This is a genomic window from Kitasatospora sp. NPDC059577, from assembly GCF_042735475.1.
Taxonomy (GTDB): Bacteria; Actinomycetota; Actinomycetes; order Streptomycetales; family Streptomycetaceae; genus Kitasatospora.
In genome coordinates this window covers 83,215-99,479 of the sequence record NZ_JBHWBZ010000007.1, presented here as the reverse complement: position 1 = coordinate 99,479, position 16,265 = coordinate 83,215, and the positions used below count along the sequence as shown (strand labels likewise).

At 73.9% G+C, this 16,265-nt stretch carries 16 protein-coding genes; 3 read left to right on the top strand and 13 right to left on the bottom strand.

Annotated elements, in window-relative coordinates:
- Positions 1-19: 19 nt before the first annotated feature.
- Together ACFV0O_RS09335 and ACFV0O_RS09330 are read left to right on the top strand one after the other, a co-directional pair.
- The gene (locus tag ACFV0O_RS09335) at positions 20-541 is read left to right on the top strand and encodes a ChbG/HpnK family deacetylase (protein WP_380338518.1); all 522 of its coding nucleotides are present in this window, start codon (positions 20-22) and stop codon (positions 539-541) included.
- Complete coding sequence (locus ACFV0O_RS09330) at positions 502-1,335, top strand: hypothetical protein (RefSeq protein ID WP_380338515.1); 834 nt, start codon at positions 502-504, stop codon at positions 1,333-1,335. The genes ACFV0O_RS09335 and ACFV0O_RS09330 overlap by 40 nt, the downstream gene beginning before the upstream one ends.
- Positions 1,336-1,395: 60 nt before the next feature.
- On the opposite strand, the gene ACFV0O_RS09325 is transcribed toward ACFV0O_RS09330, so the two are convergent.
- The 5 genes from ACFV0O_RS09325 to def all read right to left on the bottom strand — a co-directional run bounded on the left by ACFV0O_RS09325 (position 1,396) and on the right by def (position 6,194).
- Positions 1,396-2,370, bottom strand: a complete 975-nt coding sequence (locus tag ACFV0O_RS09325) for a MerR family transcriptional regulator (protein WP_380338512.1) — start codon at positions 2,368-2,370, stop codon at positions 1,396-1,398.
- Between the two features lie 200 nt (positions 2,371-2,570).
- Complete coding sequence (locus tag ACFV0O_RS09320) at positions 2,571-4,016, bottom strand: RsmB/NOP family class I SAM-dependent RNA methyltransferase (protein WP_380338509.1); 1,446 nt, start codon at positions 4,014-4,016, stop codon at positions 2,571-2,573.
- Between the two features lie 184 nt (positions 4,017-4,200).
- Complete coding sequence (locus tag ACFV0O_RS09315; RefSeq protein WP_380338507.1) at positions 4,201-4,515, bottom strand: hypothetical protein; 315 nt, start codon at positions 4,513-4,515, stop codon at positions 4,201-4,203.
- Between the two features lie 136 nt (positions 4,516-4,651).
- Positions 4,652-5,602, bottom strand: a complete 951-nt coding sequence (gene fmt / locus ACFV0O_RS09310; RefSeq protein WP_380338504.1) for a methionyl-tRNA formyltransferase — start codon at positions 5,600-5,602, stop codon at positions 4,652-4,654.
- 46 nt (positions 5,603-5,648) lie between these two features.
- Entirely contained in the window at positions 5,649-6,194 is a 546-nt protein-coding gene (def, locus tag ACFV0O_RS09305; RefSeq protein WP_380338501.1) for a peptide deformylase, read from the bottom strand.
- A gap of 264 nt (positions 6,195-6,458) precedes the next feature.
- On the opposite strand from def, the gene ACFV0O_RS09300 reads away from it, so the two are divergent.
- Positions 6,459-7,106 carry a hypothetical protein gene (locus tag ACFV0O_RS09300; protein WP_380338498.1) on the top strand — a complete coding sequence of 216 codons (648 nt, stop codon included), beginning with the start codon at positions 6,459-6,461 and terminating at the stop codon, positions 7,104-7,106.
- 224 nt (positions 7,107-7,330) lie between these two features.
- Here ACFV0O_RS09300 and ACFV0O_RS09295 read toward each other — a convergent pair whose 3' ends face one another.
- The 8 genes from ACFV0O_RS09295 to ACFV0O_RS09260 form a co-directional block, all read right to left on the bottom strand.
- A complete protein-coding gene (locus tag ACFV0O_RS09295) occupies positions 7,331-9,415 on the bottom strand; it encodes a primosomal protein N' (RefSeq protein WP_380338496.1) in 2,085 nt (694 codons plus the stop codon).
- A gap of 190 nt (positions 9,416-9,605) precedes the next feature.
- Positions 9,606-10,814 carry a methionine adenosyltransferase gene (gene metK / locus ACFV0O_RS09290; protein WP_380338493.1) on the bottom strand — a complete coding sequence of 403 codons (1,209 nt, stop codon included), beginning with the start codon at positions 10,812-10,814 and terminating at the stop codon, positions 9,606-9,608.
- Between the two features lie 147 nt (positions 10,815-10,961).
- A complete protein-coding gene (gene coaBC, locus ACFV0O_RS09285; RefSeq protein WP_360261902.1) occupies positions 10,962-12,191 on the bottom strand; it encodes a bifunctional phosphopantothenoylcysteine decarboxylase/phosphopantothenate--cysteine ligase CoaBC in 1,230 nt (409 codons plus the stop codon).
- A 250-nt stretch (positions 12,192-12,441) separates the two neighbouring features.
- Positions 12,442-12,708, bottom strand: a complete 267-nt coding sequence (rpoZ, locus tag ACFV0O_RS09280; RefSeq protein ID WP_030240625.1) for a DNA-directed RNA polymerase subunit omega — start codon at positions 12,706-12,708, stop codon at positions 12,442-12,444.
- A 37-nt stretch (positions 12,709-12,745) separates the two neighbouring features.
- Complete coding sequence (gmk, locus tag ACFV0O_RS09275; RefSeq protein ID WP_360261903.1) at positions 12,746-13,303, bottom strand: guanylate kinase; 558 nt, start codon at positions 13,301-13,303, stop codon at positions 12,746-12,748.
- Positions 13,304-13,352: 49 nt separating this feature from the next.
- On the bottom strand, positions 13,353-13,679 hold the full coding sequence (gene mihF, locus ACFV0O_RS09270) for an integration host factor, actinobacterial type (protein ID WP_030056187.1): 327 nt from the start codon (positions 13,677-13,679) through the stop codon (positions 13,353-13,355).
- A 474-nt stretch (positions 13,680-14,153) separates the two neighbouring features.
- Positions 14,154-14,987, bottom strand: coding sequence for an orotidine-5'-phosphate decarboxylase (pyrF, locus tag ACFV0O_RS09265; protein ID WP_380338489.1), 834 nt, complete (start codon positions 14,985-14,987; stop codon positions 14,154-14,156).
- A 146-nt stretch (positions 14,988-15,133) separates the two neighbouring features.
- Positions 15,134-16,237 carry a quinone-dependent dihydroorotate dehydrogenase gene (locus ACFV0O_RS09260; protein ID WP_380338486.1) on the bottom strand — a complete coding sequence of 368 codons (1,104 nt, stop codon included), beginning with the start codon at positions 16,235-16,237 and terminating at the stop codon, positions 15,134-15,136.
- Positions 16,238-16,265: the final 28 nt, after the last annotated feature.

Here is a 16,265-nt window from a genome sequence, read left to right as displayed (position 1 = left end):
CGAGTCCGTCAACCTCGCCGTGATCGACGCCGTCCGGACCGGCATCGCCGCCTCCGGCAGCCTGATGACCCCGTGCGCCGCCGCCCCGCACGCGCTCCGCCTGCTGCGGCAGCACCCGGAGGTACCGTTCGGCGTCCAGCTCACGCCGGTCTGCGAGGCACCGCATCTGCGCTGGGGCCCGCTGTCCGCCTGCGACCAGGTGCCGTCCCTGCTCACCGACGACGGCGGGTTCTTCGCCCCCACGCCCGCCGGACGGGCCGAACTGCCCGCCCGCGCCCGGCTCGACCACGTCGAGCGCGAGTTCCGCGCCCGCATCGACGCGGCGGCGGCCGGCCCCTCCCCGACCCACCTCGACTTCCACTGCCTCACCGGCGGCGGCCGTGAGACATCCTCGACCTCGGCCGGGAGCAGGCCCTCGCCCTCAGCGCCGAGTACGGCCTGGCGGTACGGATCCGGCAGCCGCCCCCGCCGGGCCGACTGCGCGAGCAAGGACTTCCCGTCGTGGACCACGCCTTCCTCGACGGCTTCACCGTCCCGCTGAACGACAAGCCCGCCCACTACGCCCGCCTGCTCGCCGCCCTGCGCCCGGGTCTGACCGAATGGGCGCTGCACCCCACCCTGGCCGGCCCGAACCCCGCCGCCCCGAACGACGGTTGGCGGGTCCGTCGCACCGACGACGACTTCCTGGTCTCCCCCGGAGCCCGCCGCCTCACCGCCTCGTCGCCTCGTCGCCGAGCACGGCATCACGGTCCTCGACCACCGCCCGCTGCGGGACGCCTGGCAACGGGCCCGAGAACGGCTCACACCCGACTTCCCTCCGCCCCCCGGTGTGCCGCGATGATGGACCACGAACAGCCGAGGACCACAGGGAGGTTGACCACCATGGACCTGACCCTCCACTGCCACTGGCGCGACCTGAACGGCCCGTGGGCACTGACCGTCAGCCACAACGGCCGCGAGTGGCAGCTGTTCGCCGGCACACCCGTCGGATCCGAGTCGCTCCCCTTCGCCGGCCCGGACGAGGTCCGCCGGCTCGCCCAGGCGCTGCTGGACCTGCCCGCCGAACCCGAACCGTACGAATGCGAATGGCAGCTCTCGCAGACCGAAGTCATCCACGACAAACGCGAGTTCACCCACTACGCCACCTTCGCCGTCGGCCTCGACCCCAGCGACGGTCACCGCCCGTACCTCGCCTACCAGTCCTACTTCCACTGGGGGCAGACCACCGCGCTGGGCCTGGAGGTGATCTGCGAGGACCCGCCGGTCGACGACCTCCGCGCCCAGGCCCACGCCTTCCTCACCGGGCTCCCGGGCCCCGCCCGCCCCCAGCGGTAGCAACCGCCCCCGGCAACGGAGCGGGCGCCCGAGCACACACCCACGCCGACGGGCACCGGTTCACGCCACCGCGCGCCGCGCCCAGTCCACCTCCGCCGCCCGACTCTCCGGCGCGGGCCACCCGTTGACCACCGCCAGGAGTTCCAGGTAGCGCTCCCGCCGGGGGTCCGCCATCGCCGCCAGTCGATCGGCCAACCGGCCACGCACCGCTCCGGCGTCTCCCGGCACCGTCCCCGCGGATCGCTGCGCCATCCCCGCATAGCGCTCCACCAGGGCCGCGACCGCCTCCGCCGCCTCCGGCGACCCCGGATCCACCCCCGCCGCGACCGCGGGCCCGACCGACTCCCGTACCGCGACTGCGAGTCCGGGTCGCGGCGGACCGGAACCGGCCTCCGCCGCTTCCCCCTCCGCGAGCCCGCGCAGCAGTTCCCGGAACCCGTCGTCCCCCGCCAGCTGCGCCACCTCCACCCAGGCCTCGACCTGGTCGGCCGTCGGTTCCTCCGGCAGCTCCGGCGTCAGCGAGCGCGCCACGCCGACGAACAGGCCCTCCCCCGGTCCGGCGCCACCCGGCCCGGCACCACCCGGCCCGACATCGCCAGACCCGCCGAACACCCCCGTCAGGAACTCCCCGATCAGACGGTTCCGTTCGTCCTCCGACAACTGCGCCAACCGGTGCACGAGCGTCAACTCCTCGGGTGTCGACCCGCGCCGGGCCACCGCCCGCAGGACCGCCTGCCGCACCCGCAGCAGCCGGATCCGGACGTCGAGCGCATCGGCGTGCGCCGCGGCGACCGCGGGCAGGGTGAGTTCGCGCTCCAGCACCGTCCGGATCACGGGCAGTCCGAGCCCGAGTTCCCGCAGGGTGCGGACCAGGTCCAGGCGCGCGACGGCGTCGACGCCGTACCGCCGGTGGCCGGCCGGGTTGCGGCCGGTCGGCGACACGATCCCCCGGTCCGAGTAGAAGCGGACGGCCTTGACCGTCAGCCCCGTCCGTCGGGCCAGCTCACCGATGGTGTACGTCGCGTCGCCGTTCATGGCCGCCACTCTGCCGCCTCCCCCTACGGGAGGTGCAAGCACCCAGGACCGAGCGCACCACCCACGGAACCCCACGCGGAACCGCCCACGCGGAGCGGCCCACGCGGAACGGCCCACGCAGAACCACCCACGCGGAGCGGCCCACGCGGAGCGGCCCACGCGGAGCGGCCCACGCGGGACGGCCCGCCGAAACTGCCCGATCAGGCCGTCCGACGCAACAGCGCCAGGTACATCGCGTCCGTCCCGTGCAGGTGCGGCCAGAGCTGTACGTCCGGGCCGTCGCCGAGCGCGGGGACGCCGGGCAGCAGCGGGCGCGCGTCGATCCACTCGACCCGGCCGCCTTCGGCCCGCAGCACGTCGTCCACGACGGCCCGGGTCTCCGCGAGGTGCGGCGAGCAGGTGGCGTAGCCGACCACACCGCCGACCCGGGTGGCTTCGATCGCCGAGCGCAGCAGGTCCCGCTGGAGCGGGCCGAAGGCCGCGACGTCGGCGGGCCGGCGCCGCCAGCGCGCCTCGGGGCGGCGGCGCAGCGCTCCCAGGCCGGAGCACGGCACGTCGACCAGCACCCGGTCGAAGCTGTCCGCCTGCCAGGCGGGACGGGTGCCGTCCGCCGCGATCACCGTGTACGGGCCGGGGTTGCCCTGCAGTGCCCGCGCCACCAGTCGGGCCCGGTGCGGCTGCTTCTCGCTCGCGACCAGCGCCGCCCCGCGCTCGGCGGCCAGCGCGCCGAGCAGCGCGGCCTTGCCGCCGGGGCCGGCGCAGCCGTCCAGCCAGATCCGGTCCGGGCCGTCCAGCGGGGCGCTCGCCAGGGCGAGTGCGACCAGCTGGCTGCCTTCGTCCTGCACGCCGGCCCGGTTCTCCTGCACGGCCGCGATCGAGCCCGGATCGCCGCCCTCGGCGAGCCGCAGTGCGAACGGCGACCAGCGCCCCTGCTCGGCCTCGGGCAGCGCCTCGGCCAGCTCGCCGACGGTGGCCCGGCCGGGCCGGGCGACGAGGGTGACCTCGGGCCGCTCGTTGTCGGCCCGGAGCAGTTCCTCGATCGCGGTGCGTCCGGAGGCGTCCGGCTGCCAGCGGCCGAGGGAGTCCCAGAGCGCGGAGACCACCCAGCGCGGGTGCGAGTGGACGACGGCCAGGTGGTCCTCGGCGTCCTTGTCGTACGGCGGGGCGACCCGCTGGATCCAGGCGTCCAGGTCGTGGGCGCTGATCCGGCGCAGCACGGCGTTGACGAACTTCGCCTTGCCGTCGCCGAGCACGACCCGGGCGAGTTCGACGGTCGCCGAGACGGCCGCGTGGCTGGGGATCCGGGTGGTGAGCAGCTGGTGGGCGCCGAGCGAGAGCACGTCCAGGACCGGCGGGTCGACCTTGCCGAGCGGCCGGTCGATGCAGGCCGCGATGATCGCGTCGTAGGTGCCCTGCAGGCGCAGTGTGCCGTAGACGAGTTCGGTGGCGAGCGCGGCGTCGCGCCGGTCCATGCCCTTCTGCTCGGCCTCGCGGAGCAGCGAGGGCAGGATCAGGTTGGCGTACGCGTCCCGCTCGTCGACGGCGCGCAGCGCGCGGAACGCGACGATCCGGGCCGGGTCCTTCTTCGGACGGCGGTGCGGGCGGGGCGCGCGCTGGGCGCCGGGGGTGCTGCTGGGCGTGCTCATTGTGTGTGCCTCAAGGTGCTGCGGGGGTTATCGACGGTCAACGATATCCCCTGCGGGACGTGCCGCCCGAAGCCTCCTCCGCGCCGCGACCCGGGTGGAGCCCCCCGCGGGAGGGGGCTCCACGAACGCGTAGGGGTACGGGTACGGGTCCGGCTGCGCGCGGACGGTCCTTTCGGACGGTGCGTCAGCTCGTCTGGCAGAGGGCGAGCGCCTTGGCTCCGTCCACGCCCACCGCGACGACCTCCCAGGTGTTGCTCTGGTCGGCCGAGGGGGCGTTCCGGGACACCAGCACCGACGGTGCCGCACCGGTGCCGGCATCGACCTGGACGGGCCCCAGGTCGAAGCCTCCCGAGATCAGGAGGGTGTTCTGCGGGCAGGTGGCGGAGGAGAGCGTGCCCGAGGCGGCCGGCTCGCCGGAAACCACCGTGGTGGTCGAGGCGCCGGCCGGAGGAGCGGTCGCCAGTCCATAGGTGGCGGTCACCAGTAGTGCACCGGCCATGGCGGTCCAGATACGCGGGCTCGTCCAGGCGAGTCGGGCCATTGGGATCAGCCTTCCTGGTGAGGAATCCCCCACTCGGACCAAGGTAGGTCCACCCGCCGCGGCTCGCGCGGCGAGCCGCATCTCGCCCGGACGCTCAGCCCTCGGAGCCGGTCCCGAACCGCTCCCCGGCCTCCAGCCGGGCACCGCGGGCCCAGTCCGCCGCCCGCATCTCCTTCTTGCCCTGGGGACGGACCTCGCCCAGCTCGACGTCATGGCTGCCGGTCCCGACCCGCACGCTGTTCTTGCCGGCCATCGCCACCTCGCCGGGCGCCAGCTCGGCCGACTCCGGCAGCAGCTTCACCGGCCCGGTGACCTTCAGCCGCTCGCCCCGGAACTCCGTCCACGCCCCCGGCGCCGGCGCGCAGCCGCGCACCACCCGGTCGACCCGCAGCGCGGGGTGGTTCCAGTCGATCCGCGCGTCCTCGACGCTGATCTTCGGCGCGAGCGTGATGCCGTCGGCCGGCTGCGGCACGGCGTGCAGGGAGCCGTCCTCGATGCCGTCCATGGTGGCGGTGAGCAGCCGCGCGCCGGAGCGCGAGAGCCGGGTGAGCAGTTCGCCGCTGGTGTCGGCCGGGCGGATCTCCTCGGTGATCACGCCGTAGACCGGGCCGGAGTCCAGGCCCTGCTCGATCAGGAAGGTGGACGCCCCGGTGACCTCGTCGCCCGCCAGCACCGCGTGCTGGACCGGGGCCGCGCCGCGCCACGAGGGCAGCAGCGAGAAGTGCAGGTTGACCCAGCCGTGCTTGGGGATCTCCAGGGTGCCGGGGCGCAGCAGCGCGCCGTAGGCGACCACCGGGCAGCAGTCGGGGGCGAGTTCAGTGAGCCGGGCGACGAACTCCGGGTCGCTGGGCTTCGCCGGCTTGAGGACCTCGATCCCGGCCTCCTCGGCGCGCTGGGCGACGGGGCTGGCGACCAGCTTGCGTCCGCGCCCGGCGGGGGCGTCGGGGCGGGTGACCACCGCGACGACTTCGTGCCGGCCGGAAGCGAGCAGGGCGTCCAGGGCGGGAACGGCGACCTCGGGGGTGCCGGCGAAGACGAGACGCATCAAGTGCCTTTCTGCAAAAGGGAGTTCGGGAAGCCGGACGGGAGGGTCAGCGCGCGGCGCCGAAGGTGCTGTGCGGGGAGACCTTGACGACGGGCGCCGGTCCGGCACCCCAGTCCGCCTCCCGGATCGCCTTCAGCGCGGCCTTGCGCTGCTCACGGTCGAGCCGGTCGATGAAGATGATGCCGTCCAGGTGGTCGGTCTCGTGCTGGATGCACCGGGCGAGCAGCTGGGTGCCCTCCACGGTCACCGGCTCGCCGTGCATGGTGAAGCCCCTGGCCACCACGCCGTGGGCGCGCTTGGTGTCGTAGCGCAGGCCGGGCAGCGAGAGGCAACCCTCGGGGCCCTCCTGCTCGTCCTCGCTGAGCGACAGGTCCGGGTTGATCAGGTGCCCGGTGACGCCGTCCACGTGGTACGTGAACACCCGCAGGGAGACGCCGAGTTGGGGCGCGGCAAGGCCGGCGCCGGGGGCGTTCATCATGGTCTCGGTGAGGTCGCGGACCAGGTTGCGCAGTTCCTTGTCGAACACGGTCACCGGCTGGGCGGTGGCCCGCAGGACGGGGTCTCCGAAGAGGCGGATCGGCTGGATCGCCACGGGGTACGGGCTCCTGTCCGTCGAGGTGTCGGGCGTCCGGGAGGACTGCGGGCAACGGCTGTTCCCGCCAAGTCTATGCAACGCGCCGGGCCCTCCCCCCATGCCCTCGGAGCCGCCGGAACCGCACTGGCATAACCCGACTCTGCCGAGCGGCGTTACCCCGGCCCCCGATTCGGCGTTGGTCAAGAGAGATTGACCAGGGCCGGGCGCACGGGACACCGCGCCCCGGCCGAGCTGAACCGTACGGAAGGTGGCACGTAGGCCATGGCCGAGCAGATCAACCACGACGCCCGCGCGCGGGCGAGCCTGCACCTGCTGGTACGGGACATCGAGCGGGTGAGGCGCCAGGTCGACGCGCTGCGGACGCTCACCGCCCAACTGGGCAACGTGTACCGGCCGCGCCGCCCCAGCACCTCCGCCGGCTTCGTGGTGTACGGGCGGGCGCCGGCGCCGACCGTGCGCCTGGCGCAGGAGTTGCGGGAGAGCGTGGAGACCCTGGTGGCGGCCGCGGTGGAGTTCGACCGGGCGCTGGGCTTCTCCTGGGACTCGGTCGGCTCCGCCCTGGGGGTCACCAAGCAGGCCGTGCACCGCCGCTACGGCATGCGCCGCCCGACCAGCGAGCTCCTGGCCGCCGGTGGCGCCGTCCCGGGCCCGAGCCGCCCGGACCGCTCCGAGGACCTGCCCGCCGCGCCCACCGGCGGCCTGGCCGCGACGGTCCCGGCGGCCCGCCAGGGCGGACTGGACCGCAGCAGCCTGGAGCGCGCCGCCATGGAGCGCGGCGCGCTGGACCGCGCCCCCGTCGACCGCACCCCCATCGACCGCATCGACCACATCGACCGATCCGGCATCGACCGCACGACGCTCGACCGCAGCACCACCGTCGACCGCACCGGCATCCCGCTGCGCGGCTGACCCCGCCCCACGACGCGCCACCGCACACCGCACACCGCACGAACGACCGGCCGCCCCGGGGCGGGGTGGCCCACTCACCCCGCCCCCACCACCGCCCATCCGCCCGGCCCGCCACCACCCACCTGCCCGGCACGGCCACCCGGCTCACCCCCACCGCTCCTCGGCCGAAGAGCCACCCGACCGACCCCGCACCGCACCCTCATCCGGCCGGTCGGCCCCGCACCTCACCCGATGTCCGTCGGATCCATCCGCACCCGCACCGGCTCCGCCGTCCGCAGCGCGATCCGCGCGATCTGCGCCGCCTTGAGCGCCGCCGCCAGCGCCGCCCCCTGCCCGGGCGCCACCCGCAGCAGCGCGCGCTCCTGTTCCTCCCCCCGCAGCGCCGCCTCCGGCACCGGCCCGAGCACGTCGGCCCCCTCCGGCAGCCGGATCAGCCCCAGCAGGTCGGCGACCGCCGCCGGGCTCCCGCTGACCGAGGCCATCCGCGACACCGGCGGGAAGTGCAGCTGCGCCCGTTCGTCCCGCTCCAGCCCGGCGTGCCCCATCGGGTCCCAGCGCACCAGCGCCTGGACCGGACGGGCCGACGGCTCGGCGACCACGACCACCGCGCCGCCCTCCGCCGAGGACCGCACCAGCGCGGCGGCGGCCAGCCAGAGCCGCAGCGTCTCCTCGCCGGCCCGCAGGTCCGGCCGGCTCAGCAGCGCCCACCCGTCCAGCAGCAACGCCGCCCCGTACCCTGCACCACCCTCGACCACCGGCTCGGCGCCCGGGGTCGAGATCACCAGCGAGGGCTCGTCGGGCACGGTCGCCAGCACCGCCTCCCGCCCGGAGGTGCGGACCGGGATCCGCGGGAAGGCCTTGCCGAGTTCCTCCGCGGTGCGCCGGGCACCGATCACCTGGGCCCGCAGCCGGAACGACCCGCACTCGGGGCAGTGCCAGTCCTTCTCCGCCTCGCCGCACCAGCCGCAGGTCAGCGCGGCGTCCGCCGAGGGCGCTTCCAGCGGCCCCTCGCACCGCCGGCACCGCGCCGGGGTGCGGCAGCGCCCGCAGGCCAGCCGGGGCACGTAGCCGCGCCGGGGCACCTGGATGAGCACCGGGTGCCCGGCCGCGAGTGCCTCCCGGGCGGCGTCCCAGGCCACCGAGGGCAGCCGGGCGGCCTGCGCGGCCGCGTCGCGGTGCTGGTCCTGGTCGGTGACGGTCCGCACCCTCGGCGCGACCTGCCGCACCGTTTCCCGGTCGGCGACGAGCGGGCGCGCCCAGCCGGTGCTGACCAGCTGCGCGCCCTCGACGGTCACCGCGTGCCCGCCGAGCAGCACGGCCGCGCCCTCCTCGGCGGCGCGCAGCAGCGCCACCTCCCGGACGTGCGGGTGCGGGGAGCGCGGGTCGCTGTGGCTGCCGTCCCCGTCCGACCAGACGACGACCAGCCCGAGGTCGCGCACCGGCGCGAACATGGTCGCGCGGGTGCCGATGGCGGCGTGCACCGAGCCGCGGCTCACCGCGAGCCAGCGCTTGTACCGCTCGCGCGGGCCGAGGTCGGCTTCCAGGGCCGTGTGCATCCCGGGGCCGAGCAGTTCGGTCAGTGCCTGGTCGACCCGGGCCACCGAGCGCCCGTCCGGCAGCACGACCAGCGCCCCGCGCCCGCCCGCCAGCGTCGCCGCGACCGCCCGCGCGATCTCGTACGGCCAGCCGGGCCCGGGCAGCGCCGCCCACACCGCGCGCGGCGCACCGCCGCCGGCCAGCGCCGCCAGGAAGTCGGGGCCGGCCGGGTAGCGCTGCCAGCTGCCGGGGGCGGGGACGGCCGGGCGGGGCAGCGGCGGCGGCGAGGGCTCGGCCTCCGCCTTGGCGTGCCGGGGCGGGACGGCCAGCTGCAGCACGTCGGCGAGCGTCCCGGCGTACCGGTCGGCGACGGTCCGGCAGAGCCGGAGCAGTTGCGGGGTGAGCACGGGTTCGGGCGACAGCACCTGTGCCAGCGGGGCGAGCGGCCCGGCGAAGTCGCTCTTCTCCAGCCGGGCGACGATGAACCCGTCGTGCAGTTCCCCGCCCTCGCGCTGCCCCTTCACCACGCGCGCGCCGAACCGCACCCGGACCCGGACGCCCGGCTGGGCCTCCTCGGCCATGCTCTCCGGCACGGCGTAGTCGAAGAACTTGTCGATGGTGAGCACGCCCTTGTCCACCACGACCCGGGCCACCGGCAGGTGCTCGGCCCGCTTCGCGCCGCGCCAGCTGCGCGGCTTGGCCCGCTTGACCGTCTCCCGGATGAACGCCAGCTGCTCCGGCTCGGCGGCCCCGTTGTCCCCTGTGCTGCTCATCGCCACCAAGTACTACCAGGTCACACCGACAACGCGCACACACCCGGGCACACGCCCACGCCCACACGCACACACGCCCACACAGCCGGACGCCCGCCGCAGCGGCGCCCACCCGTCCCCCGCCCACCGGACGCACGAAGCGGCGCCCACCCCCGTTCGGGGGCGGGCGCCGCCTGGAGTGCTGGGGACGTCAGTCCTGCACGGCAGCCTTCAGCTGCTCCACCCGGTCGGTGCGCTCCCAGGTGAAGTCCGGCAGCTCACGGCCGAAGTGGCCGTACGCGGCGGTCTGGGAGTAGATCGGGCGCAGCAGGTCCAGGTCGCGGATGATCGCGGCCGGACGCAGGTCGAAGACCTCGGAGACGGCCTTCTGGATGGAGAGGACCGGCACGGTCTCGGTGCCGAAGGTCTCCACGAACAGGCCGACCGGCTCGGCCTTGCCGATCGCGTACGCGACCTGCACCTCGGCGCGGCTGGCGAGGCCGGCGGCGACGATGTTCTTCGCCACCCAGCGCATCGCGTACGCGGCCGAGCGGTCCACCTTGGACGGGTCCTTGCCGGAGAAGGCGCCGCCGCCGTGGCGGGCCATGCCGCCGTAGGTGTCGATGATGATCTTGCGGCCGGTGAGGCCGGCGTCGCCCATCGGGCCGCCGATCTCGAAGCGGCCGGTCGGGTTGACCAGCAGGCGGTAGCCCTCGGTGGTCAGCTTGATGCCCTGCTCGGCCAGCGCCTTCAGCTCCGGCTCGACCACGAACTCGCGGATGTCCGGGGTGAGCAGCGACTCCAGGTCGATGTCACTGGCGTGCTGGGTCGACACGACCACGGTGTCCAGGCGGACGGCCTTGTCGCCGTCGTACTCGATGGTGACCTGGGTCTTGCCGTCGGGGCGCAGGTACGGGATGGTCCCGTTCTTGCGGACCTCGGTGAGCCGGCGCGAGAGCCGGTGGGCCAGGGTGATCGGCAGCGGCATGAGCTCGGGCGTCTCGTCGGACGCGTAGCCGAACATCAGGCCCTGGTCGCCGGCGCCCTGCTTGTCCAGGTCGTCCTCGTCACCCTCGACGCGGGCCTCGTACGCCGTGTCCACGCCCTGCGCGATGTCGGGCGACTGCGCACCGATGGACACCGAGACGCCGCAGGAGGCGCCGTCGAAGCCCTTCTTGGAGCTGTCGTAGCCGATCTCCAGGATCTTGTCCCGGACGAGCTGGGCGATCGGCGCGTACGCCTTGGTGGTCACCTCGCCGGCCACGTGCACCTGGCCGGTGGTGATGAGCGTCTCCACGGCGACCCGGGAGGTCGGGTCCTCGCGCAGGAGGGCGTCAAGGATGGTGTCGCTGATCTGGTCAGCGATCTTGTCGGGGTGGCCCTCGGTGACGGACTCCGACGTGAACAGGCGGCGAGACACAGCGCTCCCTGGGGTTGCAGCGGCTGCTGACTGAAGTTCCCGTGACCGGTGAACTCCGGAAAGACTTGATTCCTGGAGTCTAACGGTCTGCTTCCGCCGAACGTCACCCACTTCAGCATTTCTCGAGCGCCACGCAGCGCCTTCCGATCAGTTGCCGCCCGTTTCCAGCCCCTTTGCGACCAGGTCCCAGATCACGTCCGCGAGCGCCTCCTTCGGGCCCACCGGAACGGCGGTCTCACTGCCGTCCGAGCCCAGGACGACGGCCTCGTTGACGTCCGTGCCGAAGGCCTTGCCGTTGCCGACCTCGTTCACGACGAGCAGGTCACAACCCTTGCGGGCGAGCTTCGCGCGGCCGTTGGCGAGCACGTCGTCGGTCTCCGCCGCGAAACCCACGACCAGTTGGCCCGAACGGGGTCGGTGGGCCGACAGCTCGGCCAGAATGTCGGGATTGCGGACCAGCGCCACCGGGGCCTGCTCGACCCCCTCGACCTTCTTGATCTTGCCGGTCGCGTACTCGGCGGGCCGGAAGTCGGCCACCGCCGCGGCCATCACCACGGCGTCCGCGTCCGCGACCGCCTTCAGCGCGGCCTCGCGCAGTTCCAGCGCGGTCGAGACGTGCACCACGTCCACCCCGGCCGGATCCGGCAGCTCGGCGTTGGCCGAGAGCAGCGTCACCCTGGCCCCACGCGCCGCGGCCGTGACCGCGAGCGCGTAGCCCTGCTTGCCCGAGGAGCGGTTGCCCAGGTAGCGCACCGGGTCCAGCGGTTCCCGGGTGCCGCCGGCCGAGACCACCACGTGCCGGCCCGCCAGGTCGTGCGGCACCGCCCCGCCGCGGCGCAGCACCGCCCGGCAGGCGTCGAAGATCGCGGACGGCTCCGGCAGCCGCCCCTTGCCGGTGTCCTTGCCGGTGAGGCGGCCGACGGCCGGCTCCAGCACGATCACGCCGCGGCGGCGCAGCGTGGCGACGTTGTCCCGGGTGGCCGGGTGCTCCCACATCTCGGTGTGCATGGCGGGCGCCACCACGACCGGGCAGCGGGCGGTGAGCAGCGTGTTGGTGAGCAGGTCGTCGGCGAGGCCGTGGGCTGCCTTGGCGATCAGGTCGGCGGTGGCCGGGGCGACCACGACCAGGTCGGCCTGCTGCCCGATCCGCACGTGCGGCACCTCGTGCACGCGCTCCCAGGTCTCGGTGGCGGCCGGGCGACCGGACAGTGCGGCCCAGGTCGCCTCGCCGACGAAGTGCAGCGCGGCGTCGGTGGGCACCACGGTGACCTGGTGGCCGGACTCGGTGAACCGGCGCAGCAGCTCGCACGCCTTGTACGCGGCGATCCCGCCGCTCACACCGAGGACCACGCGGGGGGCGTCCGCACCAGCGTTCATCTACCGGCCTTTCTCCGCTTCGGGAACCCGCCCACCCTACGACCCCTCAGCTCCTGCCCGCGCGGCACCCCACCCCGACGGCCCGCGCGGCTCCCCACCCCGATGACCCGCGCGGCTCCCCACCCCGACGACAGGGGCACCCCACACCGGCACATCCGGGCAGCTCCCCGCCGACGCATCCCGGAGACGACGACGGGAGGGCCCGGCGGAAACGATTCCGCCGGGCCCTCCCGGAAAAACAGCGGCTGACTCAGGCAGCCTCGATCGCCTCGGCGGTCAGCATGCCCGCGTTGATCTCGCGCAGCGCGATCGACAGCGGCTTCTCGTGCACGTGGGTGTCGACCAGCGGGCCGACGTACTCCAGCAGGCCCTCACCGAGCTGCGAGTAGTACGCGTTGATCTGGCGCGCGCGCTTGGCGGCGTAGATCACGAGGCTGTACTTCGAGTCGGTGGCCTCGAGCAGCTCGTCGATCGGCGGGTTGATGATGCCCTCGGGCGCGGTCATGGAAGAGGACACGCGAAAACCTTCCGAAAGGGTGGAAAAGACAGACAGGTCAGGCTACACCGAGCAAGGCTAGCAGTTCGGCCGCTACCTGCTCGACGGAGGTGTTGACAAGGGTCGTGTCGAACTCGGGCTCGGCGGCGAGCTCGATCTTGGCGGCGTCGAGCCGCTTCTCGATCACGTCCTGCGACTCGGTGCCCCGGCCGGTGAGCCGGCGGACCAGCTCGTCCCAGCTCGGCGGAGCCAGGAACACCAGCTGCGCCTCGGGCATCGACTCGCGCACCTGCCGGGCACCCTGCAGGTCGATCTCCAGGAGCACGGGTTCGCCGCGCTCCAGCTTCTCCAGCACGGCCGCGCGCGGGGTGCCGTAGCGGTTCCCGGCGAACTCGGCCCATTCCAGCAGCTCGCCGTTGGCGATCAGCTTGTCGAACTCGTCGTTGTCGACGAAGTGGTACTGGACCCCGTTCTTCTCGCCGGGCCTCGGGTGGCGGGTCGTCGCCGACACCGAGAGCCAGACCTCGGGGTGCATCTTCCTCATATGAGCGACGACCGTGCTCTTGCCGACCCCCGAGGGGCCGGAGAGCACGGTCAGCCGCGGACGCTCACTCATGCACCGATTATCCCGGATCGCGGAGGATGACGGGACCACCGGGGCACGGTCAGGCGGCACCCCCGCCGAACTCCCGCTCCAGGGAGGCGATCTGGTTGGTGCCGAGACCCCGGACACGCCGGCTCTCGCTGATGCCGAGGCGCTCCATGATCTGCTTGGCACGAACCTTGCCGACGCCCGGAAGGGACTCCAGCAGGGCCGAGACCTTCATCTTGCCGATGACGTCGTTGTCGGCCTTGCCGGCCTTGATCACCTCGTGCAGGGAGGCGCCGGAGTGCTTGAGCCGGTTCTTCACCTCGGCGCGCTCCCGGCGAGCCTCGGCGGCCTTGGCAAGCGCGGCGGTGCGCTGTTCAGGGGTAAGGGGCGGAAGAGCCACGCCGTTCACCTCAGGGTGTGGATGGAAGGGATTGAGCTATGACTGGTTTGGTACCCAGGACACCGCCCGCAAGAGGAACCACAAGGCCCTGACCTGCGGAAGCCACGAAATTCGCGGCTCTCCGATGACCTATCGCCGGACACTACCCGTATTGCGGCGCCACGTCAGGAAAAGAACACGAAAAGTCCTGGTCAGCCAAGGCCGACCAGGACTTTCCAGGGCAAAATGACCGCGATTGCGAAACTTTGACGGGGTCTGTGTGACGGCGCTCACGTCGCCCGCGCGACGCCGCCACCGTCCTGCGGACACTCCACAGGGTCACCGACCGGCTACCGGCGGGGCGCCTTCCGCAACCCGCCGGACACTCCGGGGTGCTTGACGGCCGTCCGTTTCCCGCTACCGAACGCGCCCGCCCGGTGCACCGGAGGACGTCCCTCCGGCGTCCGTCCGCGCGCCGGACGGACGCCGTCCCGCCTACTTGACGGCGTCCGCGAACTCCCCGACGAAGCGCTCCGCCGCCTCGCGCAGCGCGGCCACCGAGGGGCCGTGCTTGAGCACGTCCCGGCTGACGCTCGGCACCACGTTGGTCACCGCGGCGCCGAACACCCGCGGCAGGTCCGCCATGGTCGCGCCCTGGGCGCCGATCCCCGGGGCGAGCAGCGGGCCGTTGATGGCCAGGTCCACGCCCGCGTCGGCCAGCGTCGCGCCGACCACCGCGCCGAAGGAGCCCAGCGGCACGGCACCCGCGTTCTCGGCCGCCAGCTGGCGCAGCACCGAGGCCGCGACCGGCTCGCCGTCCGCGCCCACCGCGCGCTGCACCTCGGCGCCCTCCGGGTTGGAGGTGAGCGCCAGCGCGAACACGCCGCAGCCCTGCTCCCGGGCCAGGTCCAGGGCCGGGCGCAGCGAGCCGAAGCCGAGGTACGGGCTGACCGTGACGGCGTCCGAGAACAGCGGGCTGCCGGGCGACAGGAACGCCTCGGCGTAGGCCGCCATGGTGGAGCCGATGTCACCGCGCTTGGCGTCCATCAGGACCAGCGCACCGGCGGCCCGGGCCTCCTCGACGGACTTCTCCAGCACCGCGACGCCCCGGCTGCCGAAGCGCTCGAAGAAGGCGGCCTGCGGCTTGAGCACGGCCACCCGGTCGGCCAGCGCCTCGACCACGGTGCGGCTGAAGGTCTCCAGGCCGGCCAGGTCGTCGCCGAGTCCCCAGGAGGCCAGCAGGGAGGCGTGCGGGTCGATGCCGACGCAGAGCTGGCCGCGGGTGTCGAGGGCCTGGCGCAGCCGGGCGCCGAACGGGGCGAGGGTCATGTCGTCACTTTCCGAGAGGTCCGAGAGGTCCGAGAGGTCCGAGGGAGTCGAGGGAGTCGAGGAGGCCGAGCGCTCCGACCGGGCCGAGGGGTCCGCGGAGCCGAGGGAGCCGGGGCGTGCGGGATGCGTCCGGGGTGGTGCGGCGGTCACGAGCTGCGCACGGCGCTGCCGACCGCCGAGGCGAGGTCGCGGAAGCCCGCGGCCCGGATCCGGGCGGACAGGCCCTTGTGGATCCGCCGGCACCAGAACGGGCCCTCGTAGATGAAGGCGCTGTAGCCCTGGACCAGGTCGGCGCCGTGGACGATCCGCTGCCAGGCGTCCTCGGCGGTCTCGATGCCGCCGACCGAGACCAGGGTCAGCCGGCCCCCGGTCCGGGCGCGCAGCCGCTGCAGGACCTCCAGGGCGCGGGCCTTGAGCGGGGCCCCGGACAGGCCGCCCATGCCGATCTCCTCGACCCGGCCGGCGTCGGTGAGGAGGCCGTCGCGGCCGATCGTGGTGTTGGTGGCGATGATGCCGTCCAGGCCCAGTTCCAGGGCGAGGTCGGCGACCGCGTCGACGTCCTCGTCGGCCAGGTCGGGGGCGATCTTGACCAGCAGCGGCACGTGGTGCGCGGTGGTGCGGTCGGCGGCCTCGCGGACGGCGGCGAGCAGCGGGCGCAGGTGGTCGACGGCCTGGAGGTTGCGCAGCCCGGGGGTGTTCGGCGAGCTGACGTTGACCACCAGGTAGTCGGCGTACTTGGCCAGCCGCTCGGTGGACTTGACGTAGTCGGCGACCGCGTCGGCCTCCTCGACGACCTTGGTCTTGCCGATGTTGACGCCGATCACCGGGGTGGAGCTGGTGTGCGGGCGGGCGGCGAGGCGGGCGGCGACCCGGGCGGAGCCCTGGTTGTTGAAGCCCATCCGGTTGATCAGCGCGCGGTCCTCGACCAGGCGGAACAGCCGGGGCGCCGGGTTGCCGGGCTGGGGCTCGCCGGTGATGGTGCCGATCTCGACGTAGTCGAAGCCGAGCATGGCCAGGCCGTCGATGCCGACGCCGTTCTTGTCGAAGCCGGCCGCGAGGCCGAACGGGCCGGGCAGGTCGAGGCCGAGGGCGCGAGTGCGCAGGGCGCGGTCGCGCGGGGCGAGCGCCAGCCGCACCAGGCTGCGCAGGCCCGGCACCGAGGAGGCGAGACGGATCCAGAAGAAGGCCAGGTGGTGGGCCTTCTCGGGGTCCATCTTCTTGAAGACGAGGTCGAACAGGATCTTGTACAAGGGGGGTCAACTCCCGGGGCGACGAGCG

Coding starts and splice junctions, on each gene's coding strand:
- pyrF (WP_380338489.1), bottom strand. CDS start 14,987: ATGACCCTCGCCCCGTTCGGCGCCCGGCTGCGCCAGGCCCTCGACACC.
- ACFV0O_RS09325 (WP_380338512.1), bottom strand. CDS start 2,370: ATGAACGGCGACGCGACGTACACCATCGGTGAGCTGGCCCGACGGACG.
- ACFV0O_RS09320 (WP_380338509.1), bottom strand. CDS start 4,016: ATGAGCACGCCCAGCAGCACCCCCGGCGCCCAGCGCGCGCCCCGCCCG.
- gmk (WP_360261903.1), bottom strand. CDS start 13,303: ATGAGTGAGCGTCCGCGGCTGACCGTGCTCTCCGGCCCCTCGGGGGTC.
- ACFV0O_RS09300 (WP_380338498.1), top strand. CDS start 6,459: ATGGCCGAGCAGATCAACCACGACGCCCGCGCGCGGGCGAGCCTGCAC.
- coaBC (WP_360261902.1), bottom strand. CDS start 12,191: ATGAACGCTGGTGCGGACGCCCCCCGCGTGGTCCTCGGTGTGAGCGGC.
- fmt (WP_380338504.1), bottom strand. CDS start 5,602: ATGCGTCTCGTCTTCGCCGGCACCCCCGAGGTCGCCGTTCCCGCCCTG.
- ACFV0O_RS09315 (WP_380338507.1), bottom strand. CDS start 4,515: ATGGCCGGTGCACTACTGGTGACCGCCACCTATGGACTGGCGACCGCT.
- ACFV0O_RS09295 (WP_380338496.1), bottom strand. CDS start 9,415: ATGAGCAGCACAGGGGACAACGGGGCCGCCGAGCCGGAGCAGCTGGCG.